Here is a 2,768-nt window from a genome sequence, read left to right as displayed (position 1 = left end):
CCGGGATTTCCAGGTTGTTGACGATGTGCAGCATCGCCGTCACCAGGATGAAGCCGCCGAAGAACCAGTTGCCCACATAAATGTGCTTGGCCTTGCGCTTCATGATGGTGCCGAAGAACACCGTCGCGTAGCTGATCCAGACGATGGCCAGCAGGATATCGATCGGCCATTCCAGCTCGGCGTATTCCTTGGAGCTGGTGAAGCCCTGCGGCAGGGTGATCACTGCGGCGACGAGGACTGCCTGCCAACCCCAGAAGGTGAAGGCGGCCAGACCGTCGGAGAACAGGCGAGCCTGCGAGGTCCGCTGGACCACATAGAAGGAGGTTGCCATCAAGGCGCAACCACCGAAGGCGAAGATCACCGCGTTGGTGTGCAAGGGTCGCAAGCGGCCGAAGCTGGTCCACGGCAGGTCGAAGTTGAGTCCAGGCCACACCAGCTGTGCGGCGATGAACACTCCCAGACCCATTCCGATGATTCCCCACACCACCGTCATGATGGCGAATTGGCGAACCACCTTGTAGTTATATGCAGTCTCACTTATTGCTGTGCTCATGCAAGGCTTCCACGCTAAATGGCATATCAAGGGGGGCAAAAACGGCGGCAAGTATGGAGAAAGGAGGGGGTCAATGCAATCGACGCCCCGGCCGTCTCAAGCGGTTTGGGCCCTGATGCCGCGGCTTTTCCGTATGGTTCGAGTGGTCGTTTTCGGCGTCGGGACGATGAGCCGAAACGGCCGCTTCGCCTTGTGGTGCTGGCAAGCAGGCGAATGACAGCAAAGCTTAGAAGCTTGCCGCGAGGAGGGGGAAGAACGCTTGGTCAGTTCATGTGCGACAGAGCGTCGCAGGGCGGGTTTTCGTGACTTTAAACAGGGCGGCATTCTCTGCCGCCCTGTATGGACTTACTGCTTGGCTATTTGTTCCGCTTGTTGCGAAAGGCTGTAGACGTAGGCAGCGAGCAGGTGCACCTTGTCGTTGCCGAGGTACTGCTCCTGGGCCGGCATCTGACCGTTTCGCCCGTGACGCACGGTCTGCTGCAGCTGGGCCAGGCTCGAGCCATAGATCCAGCCGGCGGCGCTGTCCAGGCGGGGCGCACCGAGCGCGGCCATGCCTTCTCCGCCTTGGCCATGGCAGACCGAGCAGGTTTCAGCGTAGACCTTCTTGCCCGCTTCGAGATCGGCTTCGCTGCCTTCAGGCAGGGTCAGCCCGGCGAGCTCTTGGCGTACGAAGGCGGCAACGTTCTTGACGCCTTCTTCGCCGATGACCTGGCCCCAGGCCGGCATTGCTGCGGTACGTCCATGCAGAATGGTGGTCTTGATGGTGTCGGCATCGCCGCCCCAGCGCCATTCGCTGTCGGCCAGATTAGGGAAGCCGTTGGACCCCTTGGCATCCGAGCCATGACAGATCGAGCAATAGTTGGCGTACAGGCGGGCACCGATTTTCAGTGCGCTTTCGTCCTGTGCGACCTGTTCGACGCTCATGGCCGAGTACTTGGCAAAGATCGGACCGAACTTGGCGTTCGCCTGATCGACTTCGCGCTGCCACTGTTTTTCCTGAGTCCAGCCGTCCTCGTAACCGGGGAAGACGCCTTTCCAGTTGCCCAGGCCGGGATAGATGATCAGGTAGAGGATGCCGAACACCAGGGTACCGATGAACAACCAGAACCACCACTTGGGCAGCGGGTTGTCATACTCCTCGATGCCGTCGAAGGAATGTCCCATGGTCTTGTCGGTAGTACCGGCCGACTCGCCCTTGCGGGTGGCGAAGATCAACCAGAACAGAGCGACAATGGTGCCCAGCGTCAGCAGGGCGATGTATCCACTCCAGAATGTGCTCATGTGCTACTCCTGGACAGCCGAGCCGCTCTGGCTGTCCGCGATTTATGTCCCCGGCGGCTGCCTGTGCAGCTCGCCGCTCTCGATGGTTCAGCGCTTGTTGGTCAGCGCGGTTCCCAGTACCTGCAGATAGGCAACCATGGCGTCCATCTCGGTTTTGCCCTTGACGGCATCCCTGGCTCCGGCGATGTCTTCGTCGGTGTAGGGAACGCCCAGGGTGCGCAGCGCCGACATCTTCTTGGCGGTGTCCTTGCCATCGAGGGTGTTCTCGACCAGCCACGGGTAGGACGGCATCTTCGACTCCGGCACGACGTTGCGCGGGTTGTAGAGATGCGCGCGGTGCCAGTCATCGGAGTAGCGGCCGCCGACGCGGGCCAGATCCGGGCCGGTACGCTTGGAGCCCCACAGGAAGGGGTGGTCGTAGACGCTTTCACCGGCGACCGAGTAATGGCCGTAGCGCTCGGTTTCGGCGCGGAACGGTCGGATCATCTGCGAGTGACAGCCCACGCAGCCTTCCTTGATATAGATGTCGCGACCTTCAAGCTGCAACGCGGTGTAGGGCTTCATGCCTTCCACCGGCTCGTTGACGGCGTCCTGGAAGAACAGTGGGACGATCTGGGTCAGACCGCCGATGCTGACTGCAAGGATCATGAACAGCGTCAGCAGGCCGACGTTCTTTTCGAGTATTTCGTGCTTCTTCATCAGTCGGCTCCTCAGGCGATCTGCGCGGCGGCTTCGTATTCGGCCGGCTTGGCGACACGCACGGTGCGCCAGGTGTTGTAGGCCATCAGCAGCATGCCGGCGAAGAAGATCGCGCCGCCGACCACGCGGACGATGAAGCCCGGATGACTGGCCTCGAGCGCCTCGACGAAGGAATAGGTCAGGGTGCCGTCGCTGTTGATCGCGCGCCACATCAGGCCCTGGGCGATGCCGTTGA

3 protein-coding genes and 1 pseudogene are annotated in these 2,768 nt (G+C 61.2%); all 4 read right to left on the bottom strand.

Features of this window, described 5'->3' with window-relative positions:
- On the bottom strand, positions 1-553 hold a 553-nt coding region (locus tag EA795_RS20445), incomplete at its 3' end, for a cbb3-type cytochrome c oxidase subunit I (protein WP_205891509.1).
- Between the two features lie 345 nt (positions 554-898).
- The gene (gene ccoP / locus EA795_RS20440) at positions 899-1,834 is read right to left on the bottom strand and encodes a cytochrome-c oxidase, cbb3-type subunit III (protein WP_014853260.1); all 936 of its coding nucleotides are present in this window, start codon (positions 1,832-1,834) and stop codon (positions 899-901) included.
- A gap of 87 nt (positions 1,835-1,921) precedes the next feature.
- Complete coding sequence (gene ccoO, locus EA795_RS20435; RefSeq protein WP_014853259.1) at positions 1,922-2,533, bottom strand: cytochrome-c oxidase, cbb3-type subunit II; 612 nt, start codon at positions 2,531-2,533, stop codon at positions 1,922-1,924.
- Positions 2,534-2,544: 11 nt separating this feature from the next.
- A pseudogene (locus EA795_RS20430) lies at positions 2,545-2,768 on the bottom strand (cytochrome C oxidase Cbb3); the annotation flags it as partial.

The sequence above is a fragment of the Stutzerimonas nitrititolerans genome (assembly GCF_003696285.1).
In the GTDB taxonomy this organism is placed as follows: domain Bacteria; phylum Pseudomonadota; class Gammaproteobacteria; order Pseudomonadales; family Pseudomonadaceae; genus Stutzerimonas; species Stutzerimonas nitrititolerans.
This window is presented reverse-complemented; position numbering and strand designations above follow the sequence as displayed.

Bases quoted from the DNA above. Each gene is read 5' to 3' on its own strand.
- ccoP (WP_014853260.1), bottom strand. From the start codon at position 1,834: ATGAGCACATTCTGGAGTGGATACATCGCCCTGCTGACGCTGGGCACC.
- ccoO (WP_014853259.1), bottom strand. From the start codon at position 2,533: ATGAAGAAGCACGAAATACTCGAAAAGAACGTCGGCCTGCTGACGCTG.